The sequence below is a fragment of the Rhodococcus sp. NPDC057014 genome (assembly GCF_042673295.1).
Lineage (GTDB): Bacteria > Actinomycetota > Actinomycetes > Mycobacteriales > Mycobacteriaceae > Rhodococcus_F.
The window spans coordinates 15,333-40,021 of sequence record NZ_JBHUSF010000015.1; the positions used below are offsets into that span (position 1 = coordinate 15,333).

Below are 24,689 nucleotides of genomic sequence, written 5' to 3' on the forward strand. Positions count from 1 at the left end.
TGCGTCGATCTAGTGGTCTGTCTGCGATTTGATCTTGTGGAGGGCGGTGCGGCCGCGTTGGACTTTGGCGATGATGTCTTCCGCGGTCGCTTTCCACACGAAGGGTTTGGGTTCCTCGTTCCAGTGTTGTGCCCACGTGGTGATTGCGTCGGCAAGGTCGGTGACGCTGGTGAAGACGCCGCGGCGCAGCCGCTTGTCGGTCAGTTCCTTGAACCACCGTTCGATCAGGTTCAGCCAGGAACTCGACGTCGGGGTGTAGTGCAGGTGCCACCGGCGACGGTTCTTATGCGCCAACCACGCTTTGATATCCGGGGTCGAGTGCGCGGACAGATTGTCGAGCACGACGTGAACGTCGAGCGAGCGCGGGACGCTGGCGTCGATCTGCTTGAAGAACCGCAGCACGTCCGCACCGGCGTGGCCCTTGCGCAGGTCCGTGAGGACCTCCCCGGTGCCGACGTTCATCGCCGCAAACAGATCTATGGTGCCGTTGCGCTTGTAGTCGTGCGTCATCGTCCCGGCGCGTCCCGGCTTCATGGGCAGCGACGGCTGGGTGCGGTCCAACGCCTGGCACTGGGTCTTCTCGTCGAACGAGAACACCACCGCCCGCGCGGGCGGGTTCAGGTACAGCCCAACGACATCGACGAGTTTCTCCTCGAACCGTGGATCGTTGCTGACCTTGAACGTCGCGACCCGCCAGGGCTTGAGGTTGTGGTCCGCCCAGATCTTGGCGACGGAGTCCTTTCCGATCCCGACGCGGGCGGCCATCGTCCGGGTGCTCCAGTGTGTCGAGCCATCCGCCGGACGCTCCTGATGCGTCAACCGCAGCACCTCCTCGACCGTTCCCGCCGGCAAACTCGGTTTGCGGCCTCGCCCCTTCGCGACCGTCCCGACCCCGGAAGTGCCCTCTTCTGCGAAGCGAGAGCGCCAGCGCCGCACCGCTTCCGGTGTCACCTGGCAACGCCGGGCTATCTCGGCAGTGGCGACCCCGTCACCCGCCCACAGCAAGGCCCGCGCCTGGATCACCTTCCGGTGCGGCAGTGTCGTCGAGGCCGCCATCCGCCTCAACTCCGCCCGCTGTTCGTCACTGACACACAACGCCGCTGCAACCATGCATCGACTATACAAATCGCTCGACTAATTCGCAGACGGACCACTAGTAGGATAGCCGGAACGCGAGGTCGTGTTGCCCCAACGCAACTGAGCTCCTCGCGTGGGGCTTTCGAACTGCGCTGTGACTGCGCCGTACTTCGAGTGCGTCGAGCGCAGCGAAGGTACTCATCATCGACGTGACGTCCGGGTGGAGTTCCGCACGATGAGGCGTCCGTGGAGTTTCCCCGGCGGCACGGAGCGGTCGAGGTTGTCGAGGCGGTTGACCAGCTGTGTGACGGCAACGCGGGCAAGGAGTTCGGGCTGCAGGTCCACCGAGGTGATGGGGGGCGTCGCGGATCGGGTGTGCTCCGAGTCGGAGCCACCGACGATCTGGACGTCGCCGGGAACGTCGAGCCCGCGGTCCCGGACACGCGCGAGCACTCCGGCCGCGTGTCTGCCGGTGAGGCAGTACACCGCGTCGGGCGGGTCGTCGCGGTCGAACAGTTCGTCGGCGGCGTCGCGGCCGCCCGACTCCCCGGTGGTCTCGGGCCGGTGGGCGACCAGCGGGTCCTGATCGCGCGCCTCCGCCCAGGCGCGGTAGGCGGCCTCGGCGCCGAGGTTCCACGAGTTGGGGTCGGTCCCGGCAACGAGGGCCACTCGCGTGGCCCCCGCGTCGGCGAGGTGCCGCAGCACCAGGTCGGTCATGAATTCGGTGTCGGTGTCGATCCAGTTCTCGTATTCGGCCCGCGCCGGATCCTTGCCGACGGACAGGAACGGCACGCCTTCCCCGAGGAGCATCTCGATGAGGGGATCGTCGGTGACGGGTTCGGTGATCAGGAACCCGTCGCAGGCGAGGGCGGCGGCCGGTGACTCTTCGCGCGTCGGGTCCGACACCAGCATGAGCCCGTATCCGAAGTCCATCGCGGCCAGCGCCGCCGAACCCGCGAACCGCAGGAAGTAGTCGACGCCCTCGGGGAGCGAAGAATCCAGCGTCTCGAGGGGCCGGAGCACTAGGGCGAGGATGCCGAGCCGGTTGCTGCGCAGCCCCCTCGCGACCACGTCCGGCCGGTAGCCCAGGGACTTCGCGGTCGCGCGGACCCGCTCCCGCGTCGCGGCGGCGACGACCCCTTTGCCGTTGAACGTGTGCGACACCGTGGTGGTCGACACCCCGGCATGCCGTGCCACGTCGGCGATGGTGGGCCGCGATCGCTTCTCCGTCACCGGATCAGGCTACCAACTGTCCGACCTGCACCAAATCGATTTGCAAATTGCTTTCTCACGCTCTTGTCCAAATCGATTTGGTTCCGTACGGTGACCCGGGTCACGCCAGATCGGCGATTGCGCCACCAGCCGCACATCCGTGCTCGTCTTCCCGGAGGACCCCATGGCATCGACTCGAGCAGACTCCCGCGCGGCGAAATCCGCCACGACGCCGCCGACCGACCGTGCCGGGCAGGTGGAGACGCACGGCATCGACTTCATCCCGGACAGCGAGCGGCACGGCCGCGCCCGCGACCTGTTCGCGGTGTGGGCGGCGCCCAACGTGAGCTACCTGGCCCTGGTCGTCGGCGGCGCACTGATCCTGATGGGCCTGTCGTTCTGGCAGGCGCTCGCGGTGATCATCGTCGGCAACCTGTTCTCGATCCTCACCGGGATCGTCGCCGCCAGCGGACCGGCGTCGGGCACACCCAGCGAGGTGATCACCCGGGCGATCTTCGGCATCCGCGGCAACCGGGTGAACATCCTCGTCACCAGCTGGTTCATCAGCGTCTGCTACCTGGCGCTGAACTGGGCGGCCGCGTCGTACACGGCGTTCCGGCTCCTCGACGGTTCGGCATCGACGCGACCACCCCGGTGAAGGTCGTCGTCATCCTGGCGATCGCCGCAGCCACGCTGGCCATCGGTGTGTACGGGCACGCGACGATCGTGCGGCTCTACCAGCCGCTGGCCGTCGTGCTGATCCTGATCTTCGCGGTGATGGCCGGCTACGTCCTCGGCAATGCCGACTGGGGTTACCAGCCGGCGGAAGCGCTCCACGGGATCGGACTGTGGGCGACGGTGGCCGCGGGTGTGTCCATCGTGGCGTCGGCTCCGCTGTCCTACACCAACAGCGCGGACTTCGCCCGGTACCTGCCTGTGACCACGTCGCCGGCGTCGGTCGCCATGTGGACGGCGCTCGGCGCGTTCGTCCCCAGCGTGTTGTTCACCGCGCTCGGCGCACTCGCCGGCACCGGGCTCGACATGGCCGACCCGCAGAGCGCGCTCGAGGCCGTCCTCCCGTCCTGGTTCACGCCGATCTTTCTACTCGCCGTCATCGTCGGCACCATCGCCAACAACGCGATGACCGCCTACAGTTCCGGGCTCGCGCTGCAATCGGTCGGCCTGCGCCTGCGGCGCTCGCGCAGCGTCCTCCTCGACGGCTCGATGGGCGTCGCCATGACGCTGTACGCCCTGCTCGTCTCCAACTTCCTCGACACCGTCAGCAACATGATGCAGCTCGTCGTGACCGTGATGGGTCCCGTGATGGCCGTCTACGCCGCCGACGTCCTGTGGCGCCGCAACCGCTACGACGGCCACGGGCTCGGCGACGAAACCAGTAGCAGCCCCTACTGGTACAACGGTGGAATCAACTGGGCGGGAACGGTCGCCGTCTTCACCGGCATCGCCGCGGCCGCGCTGTGCGTCGCCGCCCCGGTCTACACCGGACCCATCGCGAACGCGGTCGGCGGCGTGGATCTGTCTCTGCCGGTCGGGTTGCTCGTGTCCGCGGCGCTGTATGTCGTGCTGATGCGCTCGTACCGACCCCGCCCGTGATCAATTGCTCCACAGCTTTATTCACACCATCTGGATAACTAGGACGAACATGACCGAATCCACCACTGCCCGCCCTCACGTCTGCGTCGACGACACCCGGCCGCGCGAACGCGGTTTCGCCCGCGGCACCCAGCTGCGCACCGACCTGCCCGCGTCCGTGGAACTGTATCTGCGCCTGTTCGATACGGTCGGCGTGAGCGAGAACCGCACCCGCGACAGCGCGCACCGTCTCGCGGATGTCCTGGGGGCGTGGGGCCCCCGGTACCTGGAGGAGATCGAGGGCATCGCTGCCGGCGCCGGGCTCTAACCCTGGCACGTGATGGCGCTGAACGGCCGCACGGAGATCCTGTCCCAGGCCGCCGCGGCCCGTCCCGGCGAGTGCTCCACCATCGCCTACGCACCCGCGGATCGCGCGTCGGCGCCGTTCGGGATCCAAACCTGGGACTGGCATCAGGAACTCGACCCGTACTGGCACACCCATCAGGTGCGCGGAACCCGCCACGCCTACGTCGGGCTGACCGAGCACGGAATCCTCGGCAAGATCGGGATGAACAGCGCGGGCCTCGGCGTGTTCTTCAACATCCTCGGCCACCGCGACGACGCACCGGCGGGGGTGCCCGTGCACATCCTGTCGGCGGCGGTCCTCGGTGAAGCCGGAACCGTCGGCGAGGCCCTCGAACTGCTGCGCTCGGCGCCGATCGCGACCTCGGGCGCATTGACGCTGATCGACCCCGATACCGTCGCGTGCGCCGAGGTCAGCCCCGTCGGCGTCGCGACCCTGCACCCGGCGGACGGATTCCTGACGCACACCAACCACTTCCTCGACCCGGCCAACGCCGCCCGCGAGAAGGCCGGCCTGTACGAGCCCGACTCCCAGGACCGCTACGGGCTGATCGCCTCCCGGCAGCAGCGGTACCCGGCGCCTGCCGTCGCCGATCACCTCGTCGAATACCTGTACTCCGATCCGGGGCAACCCCAGCTGTGCTGCGTCCCCGCCCCGGACGCGGTCTTCGGTCAGCGCTGGGCCACCCTGTCGACGGTTCTGCTCGAACCCGAGCACCGGCGTGCCCGCATCCTCGCCGGCACGCCGATCGACGCCCGCCGACGGTCGTGGACCACCCTCGACGCCACCGCCACCACGCCCGCGTTCGTCACCGGGTAGGTGAGTGACAAAGCGTGCTCCGGCACTCTTTGCCACTCACATGGGGTCAGGCAACCAGATTCGCCGAGGCCCAGTCCATGTGCGTCTGAATCGCCTTGGCCGCTTCGTCGGCGTCGCCGGTTTCGATGGCGTCGACGATCGCGCTGTGCCGGCCGACGTCCATGTTGCCGACGGCGCGGTCGAGGCCGGCGAACATGATCGACATCCGGATGGATCCCTCGAGGGAGATCCAGGAGTGCAGGAGTGTGTCGTTGCCGGTCAGCGAGCACATGGTGCGGTGGAAATTCAGGTCGGCCTCGATGCGGGCCTCGAGGACCGCGGTGTCCATGACGTCGAGGGCAGCGCGCAGTTCCGCGATGGCGGTGGTGCGGTCGGCCAGGCCGGCGAGTTCCCGGACCGCCAGTGCCTCGAGGGCGGCGCGGACGGCGAAAATGTCGCGGATCTCCTTGGAATCGAGGTGCCGCACGTACAGGCGACCGCGTGCCCCCGCGGAGATCAAGCCCTCTTGCTGGAGTTGCCGCATCGCCTCGCGGAGCGTGCCGCGGCTGATCTGCAGCATCTCGGACAGTTCCGTCTCCACGAGCGGGCTGCTCGGCGCCAGTTCCCCGCTGGTGATCGCGACCCGCAGGGCGGCGACGGCCTGCTGGCGGAGGCTGGTCTTCTCCAGTCCGAGCAGTGCGGCGGGTTGTCCGGCCATGGGTGCCTCCGTGGGGTCGGCGATCAACTGTCGACAGCGGTCTGTTGACAGCAACCTGTTGACAGCCATCGTACGGCCCTCGCCCCCGGACCCGCGGCGAGGGCCGTACGTGCAGGTCATGCCAGTTCGCTCAACACCTTGGCGACGATCCGGTCGGTGCTCAGGCCGTACCGATCGTGCAGGGTGGGCAGGGCGCCGGCGTCGAGGAACTCGTCCGGGAGGGCGATCGGCACGACACGTTTGCCGAGTCCGGCCGTGACGACGGCGGCCGCCACGGTTTCGAACAGGCCGCCGATCACGGTGTGATTCTCCAGCGTGACCACCAGGCGGTCGGTGTTCACCTCGGCGAGGACGGTCGCGGCGTCGAACGGTTTGATCGTCGGCGTGTGCACGACCGCGACGTCGACGTTGTGCCCGGCCAGCCGGTCGGCGGCCTGCAGGGCGCGCATCGTCATCAGCCCGCTGGTGACGAAGACGACGTCGTTGCCGCCGCGGAGTACCTTCGCCTTGCCCAGCTCGAACGTGTAGTCGTACTCGTCGAGCACGGTCGCGACCTTCCCCCGCAGCAACCGGAGGTACGTGGGACCGTCGGACGCGGCGAGTTGCGGGACGGCCTGTTCGATGTCGAGGGAGTCGCACGGGTCCACAATGGTGAGGTTGGGGATCCCGCGGAAGATCGCCATGTCCTCGGTGGCCTGGTGACTGGGCCCGTAGCCGGTGGTCAGGCCGGGAAGCCCGCCGATGATGTTGACGTTGAGGTTGGGTTCGGCGATGTCGAGGCACAGGAAGTCGTAGGCGCGGCGCGCGGCGAACACCGAGTACGTGGACGCGAACGGCACCAGCCCGGTCTCGGCCATCCCGGCGGCGGCCCCGAGCAGCAGTTGCTCGGCCATCCCCATCTGGAAGAACCGGTCGGGGAACTCCTGCGCGAAGATGTGCATGTCCGTGTACTTCGCGAGATCCGCGGACAGGCCGACGATCTTGTCGTTCTCTCGGGCAGCCTTCACGAGGGCGTGCCCGAACGGCGCGGACGTCGTCTTCTGCCCCTCGTCGACGAACGAGGCGATCATGGCCGAGGTCTTGAGCTTCGGCATGCTGGCGGTGGTCATGTCAGGCGTCCTTGTTGTCGAAGCCGGCGGTGAGCTGGTCGCGGCAGATCTGCCACTCGTGTTCGTCGATGCGCATGAAATGCGCCTTCTCCCGGGTCTCGAGCAGGGGCACGCCCTTGCCGACGCGGGTGTCGCACAGAACGATCGACGGCTTGCCGTCGGATTCGACCGCGGCGTTGTCGAATGCGCGGACGAGGGCGGTGACGTCGTTGCCGTCGACGCGTTCGACGTGCCATCCGCAGGCCGCCCACTTGTCGTGCACGGGTTCGGTGCTCAGCACCGTCGAGGTGGCGCCGTCGGCCTGCAGCGCGTTGATGTCGACCATCGCGGTGAGATTGCCGAGCCGGTGGTGGTGCGCGCCCATCGCCGCCTCCCACGTCGAACCCTCGTCGAGTTCGCCGTCGGAAAGGAAGTTGAATACGCGGGCCGTCGAATTCTGGTGCCGCAGACCGAGGGCCATGCCGACCGCGATGGTCAGACCGTGCCCGAGGGAGCCGCCCGAGATCTCCATGCCGGGGGTGTACGTGGACATCGCCGACATCGGCAGCCGGGAGTCGTCGGAGCCGTACGTCCGCAGTTCGCTGCGGGGAATGATTCCGGCCTCGGCGAGTGCCGCGTAGAGGCCGATCGCGTAGTGGCCGGTGGAGAGCAGGAACCGGTCGCGGCCTTCCCATTCGGGATCGTCGGCGCGGTACCGCAGTCGGTCGGCATAGACGGTGGCGAAAATGTCGGCGGCCCCCAGCGCCTGCCCGACGTACCCCTGGCCCTGTTCCTCGCCCATGTCGATGACGTTGTGCCGCATGCGGTACGCGAACTGTTCGACGGTCGCGATGCGCGCCGCTTCACCGGTCGTGTCGGCGGCCGCGGTGGTGGCGGTTGTGATGGTCACAGGAGTTCCTTTTCCTTGCGGATCGTGTGCGTCGTGTCGGCGCTTTTGGAATCGGTGCGCGCCGCAGCCTCGGCGGCGAGGCGACGTTCGGTGGGTCCCCAGGTCTCGCGGGTGATCAACGCCGCCCACAGTCCGATCAGGGCGTACGTGATGAACAGCACCGCGGGTCCCCACCAGCCGAAGGAGACGAACAGCAGCGTGGTGACGAAGGGGGTGAAGCCGGAGACCATCGCCGAGATCTGGTAGGCGAGAGACGCTCCCGACGCTCGGCGCGAGGCGTCGAACAGTTCGGGGAACCACGCACCCTGCGCACCTGCGAGCGAGTTCTGGCAGACGGCGTAGGAGATCACGATGGTGGCGATGATCAGGATGAACAGGCCGGTGTTGACCAGAAGGAACATCGGGATGCCGAACAGTGCCGCGAACGCGCAGGACGCGATGTAGAGGGGGCGTCGTCCGATGCGGTCGGTGAGCCGGGCCCAGGCGACGGTGGCGACGATGCCGATCGCGGACGCGATGCACAGGGCGACGAGGGTTTCGGACTTTCCCGCGAGGCCCTGGCTGTGCAGATAGGAGATCATGTACGTGATCGACACCGCGTAGCCCGCCGTCTCGGCTACGCGAAGACCGATGCCGCGCAGAATGTTCCGCCAGTCATGCTTGATGGATTCGAGCACCGGCGACTTGACGATGTCGCCCTCGTTCTTGACGTCCTCGAAGACCGGCGACTCGGGCACCTTCGACCGGATGATCAGCCCGACCATCACCAGGACGATGCTGGCGAGGAACGGCACCCGCCAGGCCCAGTCGCCGCCGAGGTGCACGCTGAACAGGAACACCAGGTTCGCCAGCAGCAGTCCGACGGGGAAGCCGGCCTGCACGATGCCGGTGAACTTGCCCTTCGACTTCCAGGGGGCGTGCTCGTAGCTCATCAGGATCGCGCCGCCCCACTCGGCGCCGAACGCGAGTCCCTGGATGATGCGGACGAGGACCAGCAGCACCGGCGCGATCAGTCCGACCTGCGAATAGGTGGGGAGCAGGCCGATCGCGAACGTCGCGAGACCCATCGCGATCAGGGACGCCACCAGCACCGGCTTGCGGCCCAGTTTGTCGCCGAGGTGCCCACCGAGCACGCCGCCGAGCGGGCGCGCCGCGAAGCCGACACCGAGTGTCGCGAACGCCGCGAGTGTTCCGGTGACCGGGTCGGCGCCGGGGAAGAAGGCGGTACCGAAGTACAGCGCGGCGGCGGTGCCGAATCCGATGAAGTCGTACGTCTCGATGACGGCGCCCACGGAGGAGCCGATCGCTACGCGCTTGGCGTCCTTCGTGCCATGGACAGGACCTCGCATCCTGAGTGTTTCGGTACTCATGGGGACTCCTCTTCGGGCTGCCGGTTTCTACGATTGCCGCCGATTTGTTGACTGTCAACAGTGCGGTGTTCACAGTGTGATCCGAGCCACGTCGATCTGTCAACCGTTATCCGACGACGGTTGACTGTTAACAGTTGATCGGCTTACTGTGGTGGCAGTCACCCACCGCGTCGTCGACCGGATTCCTGCACTCCGCCGCAGGCCGGGACCCGCGATTCCCGCTACACGAGGAGCGATCATGTCGTCCATCCAGCGCACCGCCGTCGTCACCGGCGCCACCTCCGAGCGCGGTATCGGTCTCGCCACCGCCCGCCGCTACGCCGAGGAGGGCTGGGCGATCGTCGTCCTCGACCTCGACGGCGAGAAGTCCGCGAAGGCCGCCGCCGAGATCGGGAACGAGTTCGGCGTCCCCGCGTTCGGTCACGACATCGACGTCGCCGACGAGCAGTCGGTCCAGCGGGCGCACGACGCCGTCGCCGCCGAGGTCGCCGGCGGAAACCTCCCCGCCGTGGGGGCGCTCGCGAACATCGCCGGTATCACGTCACCGGTGCCGTTCCTCGAGACCACGCTCGAACTGTGGAACAAGGTGATGGCGGTCAACGCCACCGGCACCTACCTGGTCACCCGCGCATTCCTGCCCGCGATGATCGACAACGGGTGGGGGCGGATCGTGAACATGTCGTCGGTCTCCGCCCAGCGCGGCGGCGGCGTCTTCGGGAAGGTGCCGTACTCGTCCGCGAAGGCCGCGGTCCTCGGTTTCACCAAGTCCCTCGCGCGGGAACTGGGCGACAGCGGAGTCACCGTCAACGCCGTCACCCCCGGTGCGGTCGACACCAGCATCCGGGTCGGCAGCACCGCCGAGCAGGAGGCCGCGCTCTGCCGCGACATTCCCCTCGGCCGGGTCGCGACCACCACCGAGGTGGCCGCGGTCATCACGTTCCTGTCCTCCCAGGACGCCGCGTACCTCACCGGCACCACCGTCGACATCAACGGCGGCAGCCACCTCCACTGACCTGAAGTTTTTTTCGAAGGTGTGTCGATCCATGCCACCCCCCGTTCGACCTGAGGATGAGAAGGTCCAAGAGGGCCCCGACATCCAAGGAGACGAACCATGAAGTACATGCTGATCATGCGCGCCACGGACGAGACCTTCGCGGCATTCCAGGACGCCGACTTCGGCGAGATCATGGACGCGATGGGCAAATTCAACGACGAGATGATCCGGGCGGGTGTGCTGCTCGCCGCCGAGGGCCTGGACCCCGACCCCGAATCGGGTGTCGTGGTCGACTACTCCTCCGAGACTCCGGTCGTGACCGACGGCCCCTACGGTGAGACGAAGGAGTTGTTCGGCGGCTTCTGGATGCTCAACGTGGCGTCGAAGGAGGAGGCCGTGGAGTGGGCGAAGCGTGCCCCGATGGCCGGTCCCGGTTCGAAGGCGGAGATCCGCCGGGTCACCACGATCGACGAGTTCCCGCAGGACAACGAGTGGATCCAGAAGGAGCGGGCGTGGCGCGCAGAGACCGGCCAGCTCTGAACGGGTCGGCGGGCGGCGGCCACACCGGGCGTGAGGCCGTCGCCGCCGTGTGGAGGATCGAGTCGGCGCGGATCGTCGGTGCGCTCGCCCGGTACACCGGCGATTTCGCGCTGGCCGAAGACCTCGGCCAGGAGGCACTGGCGGAGGCGCTCGTGAGCTGGCCACGCGACGGCATCCCGCACAACCCGGCGGGATGGTTGCTCACCGTCGGCCGCCGCCGCGCGATCGACGCGTTCCGGCGGCGCGCCGCCCTCGACGAGCGGTACGCCGTCCTCGCCCACGAACTGGGCGAGGGCGGCGCCGTCTCGGGTCCCACGCCCGCCGATCCGGCCCGCGGCACCGGCGACGTGCTGTGGGATCCGGACCAGATCGACGACGACATCCTGGCGTTGATGTTCATCTCCTGCCACCCCGTGTTGTCGCGGGAGGCGAGGGTGGCGCTCACGCTGCGGGTGGTCGGCGGTCTGACGAGCGACGAGATCGCGAAGGTGTTCCTCGTCCCGACCGCGACCGTGCAGGCCCGGATCACCCGGGCGAAGAAGACGCTCGGCGCGGCCCGGGTGCCGTTCGAGGTGCCGCCCGCCGGGGAGCGGGCCGAGCGGCTCGGCTCGGTGCTGAGCGTCATCTACCTGATCTTCACCGAAGGGTCGTCGGCCAGCTCCGGCGGCGACCTGATCCGCCTCGACCTCGCGAGCGAGGCGCAGCGCCTCGCCCGGGTGCTGACCCGGCTCGTACCCGACGAGCCCGAGGTCCACGGCCTGCTCGCGCTGCTCGAGCTGACCGCGGCGCGGTTCCCGGCCCGCACGGGGCCGGACGGTGAACCTGTGCTGCTCGAGCAGCAGGACCGCCGCCGCTGGGACCGTTCCGCGATCCGGCGGGGACGAGCCGCCCTCGCCCGCGCCGAACAGGTCGGCCGGGGCCTGGGCGCCTACGGCCTGCAGGCGGTGATCGCCGAATGCCATGCCGTCGCGCCGTCGGTCGATGCGACGAACTGGGAGCGGATCGTGCTCGTGTACGAGGCGCTCGGCCGGCTCGCGCCGTCACCGGTGGTCGACCTCAACCGGGCGGTGGCGGTGTCCATGGCCCAGGGACCGGCCGCGGCGCTGCCGATCGTCGACGAACTGGTGGCCGCGCAGGCACTGTCGAACTCGCACCTGCTGCCGAGCGTTCGCGGCGAACTGCTCACCCGCCTGGGACGCACCGGCGAGGCGCGGACCGAACTCGAACTCGCTGTGACGCTGTGCGGCAACGAGCGCGAGCGGACCGTGCTCGAACGGAAGCTATCCGACCTCGACGGGTGACGTGAGCGGGGCGTGCCGGTAGGCCGCCGTCTCGAAGTCCAGGTAGCCGCCGAACGAGACGGGGTCGGCGAACGGCAGGATCTGCGTCGCCCAGTACCCGGCGATTCCGGTGCGACGATCGATCCAGTAGTACGAGTTGGCGAGCCCCGCCCACCCGAGCGACCCCCGGGGACGGCCGGTGGGTGCGTCCTCCTCGTTCACCATGAACGTGTACGCCCACGACTTACGCTGTCCGGGAAAGAATTCGGCGTCGTTCGTGAGGGACGGAATCACGGCCGGCAGCATCCCGACCTCCTGACCCTCGAGACCGTTGCACACGGCCGCCTGCACGGTGTCGGCCCGCAGTACTCGCCCATCGGGCGCGTCGCCGTCGTTCAGCCACATCCGCAGGAACTTCAGATAGTCGCCGACCGTCGAGTACAGGCCGTGACCGCCCATGTGGATTTCCGGGTCCTGCGGGAGCACCAGATCCAGCGGGGTCAGCCGGCCGTCGTCCTCGCGCTGGTGGATCGTCGCGCGCCGCGCCGCCATCGACCCGGTCAGGGTGAACGACGTGTCGCGCATGCCGAGTGGCGCGAAGACCCGCTCGGCCATCACCTCACCGAGCCGCTTGCCGCGGATCGCCTCGACCACCTGACCGGCCCAGTCGATGTTCGTCCCGTACTGCCACTTGGTGCCCGGATCGAACAGCAACGGCGTCTTCAGCGACGCCCTGCTCGCCGTGATCACGCTGGGCTGATCGTGTTCCACACCCAGCCGGTGGTAGGTCGCGTCGAAGAAGTCGTATCCGAACCCGGCGGTGTGCAGCAGCAACATCCGGGTGGTGATGTCGCGTTTCGGGGCCCGCAGCACCGGGTCGCCGTGGTCGTCGAATCCCTCGATGACCTGGATGTCGCCGAGTTCGGGAACGTATTCGCGGGCGGGCGCGTCGAGGTCGAGCAGACCTTCCTCGGCGCACTGCAGCACGGTGGTCCCGGTGATCGCCTTGGTGGTGGAGAAGATCGCGAAGACGGTGTCGGTGGTCATCGGTTCGCCGTCGGCGACGGATCGCACGCCGGCCGCACCCTCGAACACCGTCCGGTCGCGGTCGGTCACCATCGCCACCACTCCGGGTACCCGCGGCGCATCGTCCGCGGTGACGTCGTCGAGAACCTTGCCGAGCGCGGCATCGAGATCGGACATCCCACTCTCCTGTCGTGTCTGTGGTCACTGGCGGAACGTGACGCTACGAGCGGCGGGAGGGTGGGGACGTCTCTGTTCGGCAGGGCACGTCTCGGTTCGGCACTATCCGGTGGTCCGTGTCACAGTCGCGGCGCGACCGGCACACGGAAAGGCCCCCGGCTGCCGTACGCACACCGGGGGCCGACGCCGTGGTCAGGATCCGACGTAGGCGGCGAGGTGCTCGCCGGTGAGGGTGGAGCGGGCGGCCACCAGATCGTCCGGCCTGCCCTCGAAGACGATCCGGCCGCCGTCGTGGCCGGCGCCCGGGCCGAGGTCGATGATCCAGTCGGCGTGCGCCATGACCGCCTGGTGGTGCTCGATGACGATGACCGACTTGCCGGAGTCGACGAGCCGGTCGAGCAGCCCGAGCAGCTGTTCGACGTCGGCGAGGTGGAGGCCGGTGGTCGGCTCGTCGAGGACGTAGATCTCGCCCTTGTCGGCCATGGCGGTGGCCAGCTTGAGCCGCTGCCGTTCGCCGCCGGACAGCGTGGTGAGCGGCTGCCCGAGGCTGAGGTAGCCGAGTCCGACGTCGGCGAGCCGCTGCAGAATCTTGTGCGCCGCCGGGATCCGTGCCTCGCCGGCGCCGAAGAACTCCTCGGCCTCGGCCACCGGCATCGCGAGCACTTCGGCGATGTTCCGGCCGCCGAGCGTGAACTCCAGCACCTCCGCCTGGAACCGTTTACCCTCGCATTCCTCGCAGGGGGATTCGACGGTGGCCATCACGCCGAGGTCGGTGTAGATGACGCCGGCGCCGTTGCAGGTGGGGCAGGCGCCCTCGGAGTTGGAGCTGAAGAGCGCCGGCTTCACACCGTTGGCCTTCGCGAATGCCTTGCGGATCGGTTCGAGCAGTCCGGTGTAGGTGGCGGGGTTGCTGCGCCGGGAACCCTTGATGGCGCCCTGGTCGATCGACACCACGCCGTCCCGGTCGGACACCGAACCGTGGATCAGCGAACTCTTGCCCGATCCCGCCACCCCGGTCACGACCACCAGCATGCCGAGCGGGATGTCGACGTCGACGCCGCACAGGTTGTGGGTGTCTGCGCCGCGCACCTCCAGCGCCCCCGACGATTCGCGGACGGACGACTTCAGCGTGGCGCGGTCGTCCAGGTGCCGTCCGGTGAGCGTGTCACTGGCCCGCAGGCCCTCGACGGTGCCCTCGAACACCACCTCGCCGCCTTCGGTGCCTGCGCGCGGGCCGAGGTCGACGACGTGGTCGGCGATCGCGATCGCCTCCGGCTTGTGCTCCACGACGAGCACCGTGTTGCCCTTGTCGCGCAGTTGCAGCAGCAGGCCGTTCATCCGCTGGATGTCGTGCGGGTGCAGGCCGATGGTCGGCTCGTCGAAGACGTACGTGACGTCGGTGAGCGAAGAGCCGAGGTGCCGGATCATCTTCGTGCGCTGCGCCTCTCCACCGGACAGGGTGCCGGACGGCCGGTCGAGCGAGAGGTAGCCCAGTCCGATTTCCGTGAACGAGTCGAGGAGGTGCTGCAGCCCGGTGAGCAGGGGCGCCACCGACGGTTCCTTCAGGCTCCGTACCCAGTCGGCGAGGTCGCTGATCTGCATCGAGCAGACGTCGGCGATGTTCTTCCCGTTGATCTTCGACGATCGGGCGCCCTCGCTGAGGCGGGTGCCGTCGCAGTCGGGGCAGGTGGCGAACGTGATCGCCCGCTCCACGAATGCGCGGATGTGCGGCTGCATCGCGTCGACGTCCTTGGCCAGGAACGACTTCTGGATCTTCGGGATCAGGCCCTCGAACGTGATGTTGACGCCCTCGACCTTGATCTTGGTCGGCTCCTTGTACAGCAGGTCCTGCAGCTGCTTCTTGGTGAACTTCGCTATCGGCTTGTCCGGGTCGAAGAAGCCGCAGCCGCGGTAGATGCGGCCGTACCAGCCCTCCATGCTGTAGCCGGGAATCGTCAGCGCGCCCTCGTTCAGCGACTTGCTGTCGTCGTACAGCGCAGTCAGGTCGAAATCGGTGACCGATCCCCGGCCCTCACACCGCGGACACATGCCGCCGGTGATGCTGAAACTGCGCCGCTCCTTCGTCTGCTGGCCCCCGCGCTCGATGGTGACCGCGCCCGCGCCGGAGATTGACGCGACGTTGAAGGAGAACGCTTGAGGCGAACCGATGTGCGGCTTCCCGAGGCGGCTGAACAGGATCCGGAGCATCGCGTTGGCGTCGGTGGCGGTGCCGACGGTCGAGCGGGGATTCGAGCCCATCCGCTCCTGGTCGACGATGATCGCCGTCGTCAGCCCGTCGAGCACGTCGACGTCGGGTCGCGCCAGCGTCGGCATGAACCCCTGCACGAACGCGCTGTACGTTTCGTTGATCATCCGCTGCGACTCGGCGGCGATCGTGGCGAACACCAGCGAACTCTTGCCCGAGCCGGACACCCCGGTGAACACCGTCAGCCGGCGCTTCGGCAACTCGACGCTGATGTCCTTGAGGTTGTTCTCGCGCGCACCGTGCACGCGGATCAGGTCGTGACTGTCGGCAAGATGCAGCTCGGGCGATTCCGACCTGTCCCCTCGCTTGGCTCGCCCCGACTCCGCCTTCGTGGCCATGCTCATCGTGTCTCCATCTGTTCGGGCGGAGCCGCGTTCACGGTCTCCGTCGGGTCGACTTGCTCGAACTCAGCGCAGCTCTTGGATGCGGACCATGTTGCCCGCGGGGTCGCGGAACGCGCAGTCGCGGACCCCGTACGGCTGGTCGGTCGGTTCCTGCACCACTTCGACGTCGCCGGCCTGCAGCTTCTCGAAGGTGCTGTCGAGGTCCTTGGTCGCCAGATTGATGGCGGCGTAGGTGCCCTTCGCCATCATCTCGACGATGGTCCGGCGCTCCTCGTCGGTGACCCCGGGGTCGGCGGCGGGCGGGTGCAGGACGATGGACGTGCCGGGCTGGCCGACGGGGCCGACGGTGATCCACCGCAGTCCGTTGTATCCGACGTCGTTGCGGACCTCGAATCCGAGGATGTCGCGATAGAAGCCCAGCGCGGCGTCCGGATCGTCCTGCGGGAGATAGGTCTGGTGAATGGTGATGTCCATGACCATCACGATAAGTGCGGCTCGGCGACCGGCGCTTCTCTATTCCTGATCGGTCTGGTGACCTGTTTCGCGACGCACGACGGTATCCCCGCCGTCGCCTGCTCCGCGTCGCGTTTGTAGGTGCTGGGCGGCACGCCGACCAACTCGGTGAAGCGCGTGCTGAACGTGCCCAGCGACGCGCAGCCGACCGCGAAACAGACCTCGGTGACGCTGAGGTCGCCGCGACGCAGCAGCGCCATCGCACGCTCGATGCGCCGCGTCATCAGGTACGAGTACGGCGACTCTCCGTAGGCGAGCCGGAACTGGCGGCTGAGGTGCCCGGACGAGATGTTCACGCCGCGGGCGAGCGCGTCCACGTCCAGCGGTTGTGCGTACTCCCGGTCGATCCGGTCGCGGACGCGGCGCAGGCGCGCGAGGTCGCGCAGGTAGTGCGCCGGGGCAGGGCTGCTGGACACCTACGAAATCGTGCCACGTCGAGCGACGGTTGCCTACCCTCGCGGGTCCACTCGGCAGTGGTCGACGAGCGAGACGTGTTCGTGCGCCGCCGGGAGCCGGTCCCGCTCGGCGCCGCCGACGTGACGGGCCTCCGTCGAACCGAGTTCCTCCCAGTAGCTTTCCGAACGCGCCTGCGGCGTTCGCCGAACGTTCATGCGCCGCCCTTTCGGGATTGCCGGGTCGGGTGGTGTGTGGGACCCGGGCCGCGGCGACCGTTGCCGATCGCCGCGGACCGCCACCACCCCTCCGAATCGAGTCTTCCCCGCACCGTGCGGTCAAGACAGGGCCGTTCGGCCCTACCCACCACACGATCGGGGCGGACCGATCGACCGCTGTGGCCGAGGTCAGTAAGGTGGTATGTCATCCGGCCGTCTCACGCGGCCACGCTTCCGGAGCACCTCGATCACCGAGGAGGAGCGGATGACGGAGATCGACACCTCGTACGAGCAGCGACTCGTCGATTCGTTGCGGGCACGGGACGAGTCCGCATTCGCCGAACTGGTCGACCGGCACACGCCGATGATGCTGCGGGTGGCCCGGGGTTATGTGGCCAGCGCCGAGGTCGCCGAGGACGTCGTCCAGGAAACCTGGATCGCCGTGCTGCAGGGCATCGACCGATTCGAGGGTCGCTCGACGCTCCGAACCTGGCTGTTCCGGATCCTCGTCAACATCGCGAAGAAGCGGGGTGTCCGGGACCGGCACGATTCCGACGCCGAACTGGCCGCGTTCACGGGCAGCCCCACCGTGGACCCGGGCCGGTTCCTGCCGAGGACGGCACCGGAGGATCCACACCACTGGGCGACGCCGCCGACCAGCTGGCCGGAGTCCCCCGAGGGTTCGGTCCTCGGCGCGGAGGTCCTCGACGTCGCGAGCCGCGAACTCGAACACCTCCCCGAGCGTCAGCGCATCGTGGTCGTCCTGCGCGACGTCCTCGGTTACGACGCCGCGGAAGTGTCCGCGATGCTGTCGATCACCGCGGCGAATCAGCGGGTGCTGCTGCACCGAGGTCGCGCACACGTGCGTCAGGCCCTCGAGGACTATCTCGGAACGGGAGCGTGAGCCATGGACTGCCAGGACCTCGTCGAATTGGTCACCGCATACCTCGAGGACGACATGGATCCCGAGGCCCGGGCCCGATTCGAGACCCATCTCGGCGAGTGCTCGGGTTGCGCCACTTATCTGGAGCAGATCGAGCAGACGGTGCACACCCTCGGCACGCTGCCCCCGGAGGAGCTCGATCCGGCGCTACGCGACCGTCTGCTCGACGCGTTCCGGGAGTGGCGCTAGCTGCAGGAGAGTTCCCGCACAAAATAATGTCCGGCGGGGCGTAACGTTTCGCGCCTTCGCGGACACCGTTCGAGTAGCTGTGGACGCTGGGTTCGCGGCACTCGGACAGGAATTGAAGACCATGAACGCCACACATTCGCACCAGGACGCCCGACGCACCCACCGCGGCTCGCTGCGGAAGCGGATCGTCACCGTGGTGGTGGCCGCGGCTGCTCTCGGCGTCCTTCCCATCGGCGCAGCGGCTGCGGTTACCCCGGTCGCCGACCACACGGTCGTCGCAGTCGCCGCCCCCGACACCGGCCGCGACATCCCCGGCGGCAACGACGACCGCACCCGCGACCGTCAGCGTGAACAGCGGCAGGAGCGCAGGGCCGAGGACATGCCCGCGATCATCTGGACCATCCCGCTCACCTGACGCCGCTCAGCCGTTGCCGGACAACCATTTTCGCGGTGGGCGCCGGTTCGACGGCACCGCCACGGGTCGTCACCGATCGATCCGAGTGCCCGCCTCGGATCGATCAGGAATCGAGAAGCGCCGCTCACCGGACCGCAGTAGCGTTCTTGCCAGAACACGACGGCCGGACCGATGGGAGAGAGCACATGACGACGAACAGCCAAGCAGGCAAGCGCAAGCCGGGTACGCCGGGTGCGTTTTCGCGGTGGATGCAACGGAAGATGAATGCCCGCATGAACCGCAAGATCCGACGCGGCCACGGCCAGTTCATGGGCATGGACGTGCTGATCCTCAACACGGTGGGCCGCCGGAGCGGTCAACCGCGGCAGTCACCCCTGGCCTGGTTCCCGGACGGTGACGACGCCCGGCTGGTCGTCGCGTCGGGCGGGGGGAGCCAGAATCCCGACTGGCACGCCAACCTGATGGCGCACCCCGGCGAGGTGTCGATCGAACTGCCCGGCACCGACGCCACCCCCGTGGTCCCGCAGCAACTCGAGGGCGCCGACCGTGAGCAGGCCTGGCAGCGCATCGCCGCCGCCCAGCCCCGCATCGCGAAGTATCAGAGCAAATCCGACCGGCAGTACCCGGTCATCCGGCTCACCTCACGATGACGGCGGACTTTCACACCGATGTCGGTCTTTCCGTGCGGCCGGTTACGGCCCCGAACCCGCAGCGCGGACACGACGTTGGTGTCCAGGACGTACTTCACAACTCAGCAGTTCGGGCGGTCACACCGAGGCGTCCGGGCTCGAACTCGATGTCGGCACCCTCATCGGTGCTCAACAGGTCGACGAGAGTGACCGGCTACCGCTCGAGGGCCACGCCGAGGATCTCGAGTATCTCCGCCTCGACCGACCGGTGATGCTGCTCAGCGCGCGCCCGCAGCGCGGCTTTGGTTCCCGCGGGAAGGTTGCGGATCAGGATCTGTTCCACCGTGACCACCTCCGATATCACCCCAACGATATCGCCCCCGGCGCGCGAGGTGCGGTATCGAGATCGATCGGCAGCGCCGGATTCGGTGGGAGACGAACCTAGCGGGCGCCCAGCAGGGCACGTGCCCGCAGGATCGCCTGTTCGACGTTGTCGTCGAGATCTCCCGATGGGAGCGCACCGATTTCGCCGCGGAGCAGCTCGACGTCCTTGAGCAGCAGGTCGTATTGGACGTCGACGAGGTTGTCGCTCATCCAGCTCTGGCCGGTCGATACCCCGATCACCTCGAGGAGGCCCGCGGCTGGTGTGCCGAGATTCTCCGCGAGATCGAGCATCCGTGCGGTGGCGGCCAGGTTGTAGGTGGCCAGCGCATTGTTGAGGAGTTTCACCAGGGCCGGCTGACCGTAGGCCTCCATGCGGAACACGCGGCCGGAGATGTCGCCGAGCAGTCGGTCCTCGGCGGGTGTGGCGTCGGGTCCGGCGAGGAAGATGGTCATCGAGCCTCGGCGCGCACCCTGGGGGCCGCCCGACACGGGGGCTTCGAAGACGCGCCAGTCGTCCGGGGCCGAGGGCATGATCTTCCGGGCGTCTTCCGGCGCCAGCGTGGTGTGGACGAAGACGGTCAGCGGCCGTGTGGTGTGCTCCCTGAGCGCCGCGAAGACGGACGACACCTGGTCTGCCAGCCGCACGGCGACGTGAACGCTGTCCACGGACGGCCAGTCCAGAGCTGCCAGGTCGCTGCCGGCCGGTGACCGGTTCTGCTCCGACCACTCGCGGACGCGCGCCGCGTCGAAGTCGTAGCCGTACACCTCCCGCCCGAGTTGGGCGAGATGTGCTCCGATGTTTCCGCCGATGGGTCCGAGCCCAATTATCAAGTACATGAATGTTCCTCGAATGTGAGATGCGTGTGAGAAGTGCCGGGGCGGCAACCTCTCAGTCCTCGGTGAGGCCGCGCTCCGCCATGACCTGCTTGACGAGAGTGAGGCCGTTGAGCACGCGCGGGAACCCGACGTAGGGGATGCAGTGGATCAGGGCACCGACGATCTTCTCCTTGGTCAGGCCGACGTTGAAGCCGGTGTTGATGTGCAGCTTCAACTGGGGTTCGGTACCCAGGGCGACGAGCGTGGAGATGGTCACCATCGTCTGCTCCTGCTGGGTGAGGGCACTGCGGGAGTAGATGTCGCCGAAGGCGAAGGAGACGATGTAGTCGGACAGGTCTGCGTCCAGACTTTTGTAGGACTCCACGAGCTTGACGTGGTCGAACGTGTTGGCGTGGTCGGTGGAGACGAGCTCCATCATGCGGTCGAGGCCGCGCTGGTAGCGATCTGTAGCCATGAGTATTCCTCGTGAGCGAGTCTGAAGAAGTGAGTAATTTGCAAAACGATACGTCGCGTAGCGATAATAGCACCCGATGGTGGGCTACGGAAAGGCTGTCGACATGAAGGACTCGAGTGCGAGCGATCGCGGAACGCCCCGGACCGCGGGATCCGGTCACGAGAAGCGGCGCGCCCGGACGGAACGGCTGGTCCTCGACGCCACACGGGAGATACTGGCGGAGAACGGATTCGGAAGCCTGACCGTCGAGGGCGTCGCGGCACGGTCGGGGGTGGCGAAGACCACGATCTACCGCAGGCACCGGTCCAAGAACGATCTGGCCCTGGCCGTCCTGCTGGACATGGTCGACGAGGTGAGCGCGCAACCGTATCGGGCGGATACCGCCACCGAACTGACGGCGCTCGTCGACCGGACCGTCGAACTCATGTGCACCTCTCTGATGGGCCTTGTCATGAAGGGCCTGGTCTCGGAGGTCGCCGCGGACCCCGAGCTCGCACGTGTCTACCGGGAGCAGGTGGTGAGCCACCGATTGGCGGACGTGAGCGCGCTGGTGGAGCGCGGAATCTCCAGAGGAGAGTTGAGGGCTGACCTCGACCCTGAAATGGTCACGGATCTCGTGCTCGGCCCCATCTACTACCGGTTCTTCCTGAGCGGCTCGCCCATGGACGACGGATTCGGAAAGCGGCTCGTCGCCACTCTGCTCCCCTCGTTCGCAGCCACGGAGGGCAGCACCCCGGAATGATCGGAGCGCCTCCCATCCACGACTGAATTATTTCTGTCCCTGCGGGTTTCGCACGAGCTTCTTGTTGGCGAACTCGTTGAAACCGTATCGGGCCAGCTCGCGACCGACGCCGGACCCCTTGACGCCGCCGAACGGGAGGTCGGGCGAACTCTTGCTGGTGCTGTTGATCCACACCATGCCGGTCTCGAGTTCCGCGGCGACGCGGTCGGCCTGCTCCGGACTCGAGGTGAACACGCTCGACGAAAGCCCGAACGGGGAGTCGTTGGCCAGTTCGATCGCCTCCTCCAGGGAGCCGACACGGTGGACGACCGCCACCGGACCGAACAGTTCCTCGTCGAACGCGCGCATCTCGCGTGTGACGCCGGTCAGGACGGTGGGCGGGTAGTAGGCCCCCTCCGGCCGCCCACCGCCCAACAGCACTTCGGCTCCGTGTGAGATCGCTTCCTGGACAAGCTCGTCCAGCTCCTCGGCTCCCGAGTTCGACGCCATCGGTCCGAGCTTGGTCTCGGGGCTGGTCGGGTCGCCGGGCCGCCAGCCGGACATCCCGTCGACGAATTTCCTCACGAACTCGTCGTACACACGTTCCTCCACGAGGAACCGTTTCGACGCGGTGCAGGCCTGCCCGCCGTTGCCGAGACGGCCGACGACGGCGGCGGCCGCCGCGGCGTCGACATCGGCGTCGGCGAGCACGATGAACGGGTCCGATCCGCCGAGTTCCAGCACGCACTTCTTCATGTGCCTACCGGCGATCTCGCCGACGGCGGACCCGGCCTTCTCGGATCCGGTCAGCGACACGCCCTGGACGCGGGGATCCGCAACGGCGTCGGCAACCTGCGCCGAAGAGATGAAGGCGTTGAGGTAGACGCCCGCGGGCAGACCGGCCTCGGTCAGGACCCGTTCGATGGCGAGGGCGGACTGGGGGCAGTTCCGGGCGTGCTTGACGATGATCGTGTTGCCGAGAGCGATGTTCGGGGCAGCGAGACGTGCCACCTGGTAGTAGGGGTAGTTCCACGGCATGACCCCGACGAGCGGGCCGATCGGCTCGGTGCGGACGACGGCCGTGCCGGATCCCGTGATGTCGAGGGGCTCGTCCGCCATGAAGTCGTCCACATGGTCGGCGTAGTACTGGTAGATCGAGGCCACCAGCTCCACCTCGCCTCTGGCCTGCGCGATCGGCTTGCCCATTTCCAGGGTGAGGAGCTTGGCCAGCTCGTCGGCCTGTTCGCGGTGGATCTCGGCGGCCCGGGTGAGGGCGGCGCGGCGGCGCTCCAGCGGCGCGGTTCGCCAGGAGCGGTAGGCCGCGGTGCTCCGTCCGACGAGATCGTCCAACTCGGCGTCCGTGATCTCCGGGTACTGCGCGTTCCGGTCCCCGGTGACCGGGTCGGTGGTGGTGTACACACCCATGGGCTTCTCCTGTGTGGTGATGACGGGTGTCAGGCCGCGACCGTGTCGGCGGAGGTCAGTTCGAAGCCGCGGTAGTTGTCGGCAGTGACGTCGGCGAGGACGGCACGATAATTACCCAGACCACCCAGATAGAACAGAACACTGGGCTTCTTCCCCGGAATGTTCGCCCCGAAAATCCACGAATCGACCTTCGTGAACACCGTCATGGTCGCGATCTCGGTGCAGGTGTCGGTCCATTCCGCCTCCGCCTCCGGCGTCGGCTCGATCGCTCGCAACCCGTTGCGCTCGGCATACGCGATCGTGTCGCTGATCCACTCGACCTGCGTCTCGATGCTCGGCGGCAGATTCGTGAACGGGCCATTGGGACCGAGCACCATGAACCAGTTCGGGAAATTCGCCGTCGAAATACCCAGATAACTGGTCGGCTGCCCGTCCCAGTGGTCGTTGATGTTCACACCGTCCCGGCCGCGGATCTCCATGCGCCGGTAATTGCCGTCCACGGCGTCGAACCCGGTCGCGAAAACGAGCACGTCCAGCTCGTGCAGAACACCGTCCTCGGTCACCACACCGTTGGCGGTGACCTCCCGGATCGGGTTCTCCTTGATGCCGACGGCGTCGACGTTCGGCCGGTTGAACACCCGGTGATAGCCGTCGTCGCACAGCGGGCGCCGGGCGAACAGGCCGGTCGGAGTCAACGTCCGCGCCGTCTCCGGGTCCTCGATGACCTCGGCGATCTTGGCACGGATGAACGACGCCGCCGCCTCGTTGGCATCCTCGTCCGTGGCGATGTCACCGAAGGTGGCGAACATGAAACGGAAACCGCCACCATGCTGCCACGCCTCCTCGAAGACACGACGGCGTTCCTCCTCCGAAACACTCATCGCCGCCACCGTGGACTCCTCGAAACCGAACGCCACCGACGAACCCTTGACCTGCGACCAGATCCTGTCGTAATCGGCCTTGACCGCGTCGATCTGCTCGGCGGTCACGGGACGCTTACCGACCGGGACGGAGTACTGCGGGGTGCGGACGAACACGGTCAGGTGCTCGACCTCCGGCGCCAAAGCCGTGACCACCTGCTGGCCGGTGGAACCGGTCCCGATCACCCCGACCCGGCGGCCCGCCAGGTCCTTGCCCTCGGGCCAGGCGGCGGTGTGGATGGTCTCGCCCTCGAACGTGTCCAGGCCGGGCAGATCGGGAAAGTTGATGGCCGAAAGCAGCCCGACGGCATTGATCACATACGTGGCCCGGTACACCGCCCCGGTGTCGGTGGTGACCTCCCACAGTGCCTCGCCGTCGAGGTAGACGGCGGAGGTGACCTCGGTGCCGAACCGGAAATGGCGGCGCAGATCGAACCGGTCGACCACACCCTCGAGGTAGTCGAGGATCTCGGGCTGGGTGATGTACGTGTGTTCCCAGGTGCCGTCCTGCAGCAAATCCTCGTCGAAGGAGAAGCGGTAGACATGGCTTTCGGTGTCGGAGAGAGCACCCGGGTAACGGTTCCAGTACCAGGTCCCGCCCGGGCCGTCGGCCTTGTCGAAACCCACCGTGGTGAGCCCGAGCTCGTTGTGCAACTTGTGGACGGCGTAGATCCCGCCGAATCCGGCGCCGATGACGACGGCGTCGACGATCTGGGGTGTGGTCTGTGCAGGCATGACGAACTCCTGTGTCGTTCCGATACAAAAAGAGGAAGGGTGAAAGAATGTGGGGCGGAGCAGCATTGCACGATTGCCGGGTCAGACGATCGACTTCTCTTACGCGTTCTGCGCCCTACCCGCCGCGGTAGTCGTAATGTGATCGCCGCCACCGCG

Annotated in this window: 27 protein-coding genes and 1 pseudogene; 12 read left to right on the forward strand and 16 right to left on the reverse strand. The window is 67.7% G+C overall.

The window, feature by feature from the left end:
- Positions 1 to 9 precede the first annotated feature (9 nt).
- Both ACFTZB_RS05240 and ACFTZB_RS05245 read right to left on the reverse strand, forming a co-directional pair.
- Entirely contained in the window at positions 10 to 1,110 is a 1,101-nt protein-coding gene (locus ACFTZB_RS05240; protein WP_378430427.1) for an IS630 family transposase, read from the reverse strand.
- A 168-nt stretch (positions 1,111 to 1,278) separates the two neighbouring features.
- Positions 1,279 to 2,310 (reverse strand): LacI family DNA-binding transcriptional regulator, encoded by a 1,032-nt coding sequence (locus ACFTZB_RS05245; protein WP_378430428.1) that lies wholly within the window; start codon positions 2,308 to 2,310, stop codon positions 1,279 to 1,281.
- 163 nt (positions 2,311 to 2,473) lie between these two features.
- Between ACFTZB_RS05245 and ACFTZB_RS05250 the strand changes: the two genes are divergently transcribed.
- The 4 genes from ACFTZB_RS05250 to ACFTZB_RS05265 are packed head-to-tail and all read left to right on the forward strand — an operon-like array spanning position 2,474 to position 5,065.
- Positions 2,474 to 2,947, forward strand: a complete 474-nt coding sequence (locus tag ACFTZB_RS05250; RefSeq protein ID WP_378430429.1) for a cytosine permease — start codon at positions 2,474 to 2,476, stop codon at positions 2,945 to 2,947.
- Positions 2,944 to 3,903 carry a purine-cytosine permease family protein gene (locus tag ACFTZB_RS05255; RefSeq protein WP_378430430.1) on the forward strand — a complete coding sequence of 320 codons (960 nt, stop codon included), beginning with the start codon at positions 2,944 to 2,946 and terminating at the stop codon, positions 3,901 to 3,903. Before ACFTZB_RS05250 ends, ACFTZB_RS05255 begins: the two co-directional genes overlap by 4 nt.
- A 49-nt stretch (positions 3,904 to 3,952) precedes the next feature.
- The gene (locus ACFTZB_RS05260; RefSeq protein ID WP_378430431.1) at positions 3,953 to 4,210 is read left to right on the forward strand and encodes a hypothetical protein; all 258 of its coding nucleotides are present in this window, start codon (positions 3,953 to 3,955) and stop codon (positions 4,208 to 4,210) included.
- 12 nt (positions 4,211 to 4,222) lie between these two features.
- Positions 4,223 to 5,065, forward strand: coding sequence for a C45 family autoproteolytic acyltransferase/hydolase (locus ACFTZB_RS05265; protein ID WP_378430432.1), 843 nt, complete (start codon positions 4,223 to 4,225; stop codon positions 5,063 to 5,065).
- Between the two features lie 46 nt (positions 5,066 to 5,111).
- Here the strand turns inward: ACFTZB_RS05265 and ACFTZB_RS05270 are convergent, their stop codons facing one another.
- The 4 genes from ACFTZB_RS05270 to ACFTZB_RS05285 form a co-directional block, all read right to left on the reverse strand.
- Positions 5,112 to 5,762 (reverse strand): GntR family transcriptional regulator, encoded by a 651-nt coding sequence (locus ACFTZB_RS05270; RefSeq protein ID WP_072943589.1) that lies wholly within the window; start codon positions 5,760 to 5,762, stop codon positions 5,112 to 5,114.
- A 116-nt stretch (positions 5,763 to 5,878) separates the two neighbouring features.
- Positions 5,879 to 6,871 carry a transketolase family protein gene (locus ACFTZB_RS05275; RefSeq protein ID WP_378430433.1) on the reverse strand — a complete coding sequence of 331 codons (993 nt, stop codon included), beginning with the start codon at positions 6,869 to 6,871 and terminating at the stop codon, positions 5,879 to 5,881.
- Position 6,872: 1 nt separating this feature from the next.
- Complete coding sequence (locus ACFTZB_RS05280) at positions 6,873 to 7,760, reverse strand: transketolase (protein ID WP_378430434.1); 888 nt, start codon at positions 7,758 to 7,760, stop codon at positions 6,873 to 6,875.
- The gene (locus ACFTZB_RS05285; protein ID WP_378430435.1) at positions 7,757 to 9,130 is read right to left on the reverse strand and encodes an MFS transporter; all 1,374 of its coding nucleotides are present in this window, start codon (positions 9,128 to 9,130) and stop codon (positions 7,757 to 7,759) included. Before ACFTZB_RS05285 ends, ACFTZB_RS05280 begins: the two co-directional genes overlap by 4 nt.
- Before the next feature lie 238 nt (positions 9,131 to 9,368).
- Here ACFTZB_RS05285 and ACFTZB_RS05290 point away from each other — a divergent pair, with 238 nt between their 5' ends.
- From ACFTZB_RS05290 to ACFTZB_RS05300, 3 genes are all read left to right on the forward strand, one after another.
- Entirely contained in the window at positions 9,369 to 10,142 is a 774-nt protein-coding gene (locus ACFTZB_RS05290; protein WP_378430436.1) for an SDR family NAD(P)-dependent oxidoreductase, read from the forward strand.
- Between the two features lie 99 nt (positions 10,143 to 10,241).
- Positions 10,242 to 10,664 carry a YciI family protein gene (locus ACFTZB_RS05295; protein ID WP_378430437.1) on the forward strand — a complete coding sequence of 141 codons (423 nt, stop codon included), beginning with the start codon at positions 10,242 to 10,244 and terminating at the stop codon, positions 10,662 to 10,664.
- On the forward strand, positions 10,637 to 11,965 hold the full coding sequence (locus ACFTZB_RS05300) for an RNA polymerase sigma factor (protein ID WP_378430438.1): 1,329 nt from the start codon (positions 10,637 to 10,639) through the stop codon (positions 11,963 to 11,965). Before ACFTZB_RS05295 ends, ACFTZB_RS05300 begins: the two co-directional genes overlap by 28 nt.
- Here the strand turns inward: ACFTZB_RS05300 and ACFTZB_RS05305 are convergent.
- The 5 genes from ACFTZB_RS05305 to ACFTZB_RS05325 all read right to left on the reverse strand — a co-directional run bounded on the left by ACFTZB_RS05305 (position 11,945) and on the right by ACFTZB_RS05325 (position 16,881).
- Positions 11,945 to 13,147: a serine hydrolase domain-containing protein gene (locus tag ACFTZB_RS05305; protein ID WP_378430439.1), complete on the reverse strand. Its 1,203-nt coding sequence runs from the start codon at positions 13,145 to 13,147 to the stop codon at positions 11,945 to 11,947. The genes ACFTZB_RS05300 and ACFTZB_RS05305 overlap by 21 nt on opposite strands.
- 192 nt (positions 13,148 to 13,339) lie before the next feature.
- On the reverse strand, positions 13,340 to 15,757 hold the full coding sequence (locus tag ACFTZB_RS05310) for an ATP-binding cassette domain-containing protein (protein ID WP_378430440.1): 2,418 nt from the start codon (positions 15,755 to 15,757) through the stop codon (positions 13,340 to 13,342).
- A 63-nt stretch (positions 15,758 to 15,820) separates the two neighbouring features.
- On the reverse strand, positions 15,821 to 16,231 hold the full coding sequence (locus ACFTZB_RS05315) for a VOC family protein (RefSeq protein ID WP_087562220.1): 411 nt from the start codon (positions 16,229 to 16,231) through the stop codon (positions 15,821 to 15,823).
- A gap of 5 nt (positions 16,232 to 16,236) precedes the next feature.
- Positions 16,237 to 16,686: a helix-turn-helix transcriptional regulator gene (locus ACFTZB_RS05320; protein WP_378430441.1), complete on the reverse strand. Its 450-nt coding sequence runs from the start codon at positions 16,684 to 16,686 to the stop codon at positions 16,237 to 16,239.
- A gap of 33 nt (positions 16,687 to 16,719) precedes the next feature.
- The gene (locus ACFTZB_RS05325) at positions 16,720 to 16,881 is read right to left on the reverse strand and encodes a hypothetical protein (protein ID WP_192581847.1); all 162 of its coding nucleotides are present in this window, start codon (positions 16,879 to 16,881) and stop codon (positions 16,720 to 16,722) included.
- Between the two features lie 202 nt (positions 16,882 to 17,083).
- On the opposite strand from ACFTZB_RS05325, the gene ACFTZB_RS05330 reads away from it, so the two are divergent.
- The 4 genes from ACFTZB_RS05330 to ACFTZB_RS05345 all read left to right on the forward strand — a co-directional run bounded on the left by ACFTZB_RS05330 (position 17,084) and on the right by ACFTZB_RS05345 (position 19,078).
- On the forward strand, positions 17,084 to 17,785 hold the full coding sequence (locus ACFTZB_RS05330) for an RNA polymerase sigma factor (RefSeq protein WP_378430442.1): 702 nt from the start codon (positions 17,084 to 17,086) through the stop codon (positions 17,783 to 17,785).
- 3 nt (positions 17,786 to 17,788) lie between these two features.
- Entirely contained in the window at positions 17,789 to 18,013 is a 225-nt protein-coding gene (locus ACFTZB_RS05335; RefSeq protein ID WP_378430443.1) for an anti-sigma factor family protein, read from the forward strand.
- A 121-nt stretch (positions 18,014 to 18,134) separates the two neighbouring features.
- The gene (locus ACFTZB_RS05340; protein ID WP_072943611.1) at positions 18,135 to 18,428 is read left to right on the forward strand and encodes a hypothetical protein; all 294 of its coding nucleotides are present in this window, start codon (positions 18,135 to 18,137) and stop codon (positions 18,426 to 18,428) included.
- 185 nt (positions 18,429 to 18,613) lie between these two features.
- Positions 18,614 to 19,078 carry a nitroreductase family deazaflavin-dependent oxidoreductase gene (locus ACFTZB_RS05345; RefSeq protein WP_378430444.1) on the forward strand — a complete coding sequence of 155 codons (465 nt, stop codon included), beginning with the start codon at positions 18,614 to 18,616 and terminating at the stop codon, positions 19,076 to 19,078.
- 94 nt (positions 19,079 to 19,172) lie between these two features.
- On the opposite strand, the pseudogene ACFTZB_RS05350 reads toward ACFTZB_RS05345, so the two are convergent.
- The 3 genes and pseudogenes from ACFTZB_RS05350 to ACFTZB_RS05360 form a co-directional block, all read right to left on the reverse strand.
- Positions 19,173 to 19,400: pseudogene (locus tag ACFTZB_RS05350) on the reverse strand (Arc family DNA-binding protein).
- Between the two features lie 98 nt (positions 19,401 to 19,498).
- Positions 19,499 to 20,278: an NAD(P)-binding domain-containing protein gene (locus ACFTZB_RS05355; protein ID WP_378430445.1), complete on the reverse strand. Its 780-nt coding sequence runs from the start codon at positions 20,276 to 20,278 to the stop codon at positions 19,499 to 19,501.
- A 52-nt stretch (positions 20,279 to 20,330) separates the two neighbouring features.
- Complete coding sequence (locus ACFTZB_RS05360; RefSeq protein WP_378430446.1) at positions 20,331 to 20,732, reverse strand: carboxymuconolactone decarboxylase family protein; 402 nt, start codon at positions 20,730 to 20,732, stop codon at positions 20,331 to 20,333.
- 76 nt (positions 20,733 to 20,808) lie between these two features.
- Here ACFTZB_RS05360 and ACFTZB_RS05365 point away from each other — a divergent pair, with 76 nt between their 5' ends.
- Positions 20,809 to 21,474 carry a TetR/AcrR family transcriptional regulator gene (locus tag ACFTZB_RS05365; RefSeq protein ID WP_378430447.1) on the forward strand — a complete coding sequence of 222 codons (666 nt, stop codon included), beginning with the start codon at positions 20,809 to 20,811 and terminating at the stop codon, positions 21,472 to 21,474.
- Between the two features lie 27 nt (positions 21,475 to 21,501).
- Here ACFTZB_RS05365 and ACFTZB_RS05370 read toward each other — a convergent pair whose 3' ends face one another.
- Together ACFTZB_RS05370 and ACFTZB_RS05375 are read right to left on the reverse strand one after the other, a co-directional pair.
- Positions 21,502 to 22,878: an NAD-dependent succinate-semialdehyde dehydrogenase gene (locus ACFTZB_RS05370; RefSeq protein WP_378430448.1), complete on the reverse strand. Its 1,377-nt coding sequence runs from the start codon at positions 22,876 to 22,878 to the stop codon at positions 21,502 to 21,504.
- A gap of 29 nt (positions 22,879 to 22,907) precedes the next feature.
- Positions 22,908 to 24,533, reverse strand: a complete 1,626-nt coding sequence (locus ACFTZB_RS05375; protein WP_378430449.1) for a flavin-containing monooxygenase — start codon at positions 24,531 to 24,533, stop codon at positions 22,908 to 22,910.
- Between the last annotated feature and the right edge of the window lie 156 nt (positions 24,534 to 24,689).